We start from the raw sequence: 1,086 nt of genomic DNA, 5'->3' as shown, positions 1-1,086 counted from the left end.
GGTGTGGTCCTCGGGTGGCCGGGCTCAGGCGATCTTGCGCTGGGCCGGGACGGTCGACTTGTGCGGCCGGCCCAGGCGGGCCTCCAGGCGGGCGATGTCGACCCGGGTCTGGCGGCGGTCGGCCAGGTCCTCCCAGCCGACGGCGAGCAGCCGCAGCCGCTCGGACTCGCTGAAGCCGCCCCACACGCCGTACGGCTCCCGCACGGAGAGGGCGTGCGCGGCGCACTCGGCCCGGACGGGGCAGGTGCGGCAGACGGCCTTGGCGCCGGACTCGCGGCGCAGGCGCGACGAGCCGCGCTCGCCGTCGGGGTGGAAGAACTGTGCGCTGTCCCGGCCCCGGCAGGCGCCGAGCCGCTGCCAGTCCCAGAGATCGACGATGGGTCCGGGCAGTCTACGTACGTTCGACATCAGCACCCCTCCTCCCGCGCGGCACCGCGGAGATCCATGTGAACCGGCGTCCGGGCGGCGGTCCGCGCAGGCGCGCCGTTTCCGGCCTGGATGCTCCCTACCCGAACCTTCCCCGGCTCACACTTCTGTGATCCAAAACCTTGGACAACTAGCGGCATATGCCCTACTTGTCGGAAAAGTTCGGAGGATTGCCGGGAACCTCCTCGCGACCGGACTCGGTCATGGTCTGCTCGTGGGCGGAGAGGAGACCACTGTGCGTACGGTTCTCGTGTGCGTTCGGACACCGCTTGCGGCGCAGCATCTGACGTCCGCGGCGGCCCGGCTCGGGCTGTCCGCCGTCGTGCGGACCGCCGTCTCCGATCCCGAGGTGATGTTGCGTCTGGCCGAGCGTCCGGCCGACGTGGTGCTGGCGGACACGGCCCTCACCCGGCCGGACAGCGCGGGCTTCGTGCGCCGGGTGCTCGCCCGCGCGCCGCAGGCCTCCGTGCTGCTGCTCGGCACCGAGGAATCGGAGGCGGCCGCCGCCACCATCAGCGCCGGCGCCCGGGGCCTGATCCAGGGCGCGGACCACGACCTGACCAGCGCGGTCGCCAAGGCCCTGCTGCTGCTCGTCGCCCCCGGCCGGGCGACCCGGAGCCGGATCGCCGACCCGGCGCGGGACACCGCGGCGGTCGGCGG

At 73.8% G+C, this 1,086-nt stretch carries 1 protein-coding gene and 1 pseudogene; one reads left to right on the top strand and one right to left on the bottom strand.

Going from position 1 to position 1,086, the window contains the following annotated elements; genetic code table 11:
* Positions 1–24: 24 nt before the first annotated feature.
* Positions 25–408, bottom strand: coding sequence for a WhiB family transcriptional regulator (locus tag AB0L34_RS34295; protein ID WP_350679881.1), 384 nt, complete (start codon positions 406–408; stop codon positions 25–27).
* Between the two features lie 253 nt (positions 409–661).
* Between AB0L34_RS34295 and AB0L34_RS34290 the strand changes: the two are divergent.
* A pseudogene (locus tag AB0L34_RS34290) lies at positions 662–1,086 on the top strand (helix-turn-helix transcriptional regulator); the annotation flags it as partial.

This window comes from Micromonospora sp. NPDC052213, from assembly GCF_040679695.1.
GTDB lineage: Bacteria > Actinomycetota > Actinomycetes > Mycobacteriales > Micromonosporaceae > Micromonospora.
The sequence above is the reverse complement of the archived record's forward strand: the minus strand, read 5'-3'. Positions and strand labels throughout refer to the sequence as shown.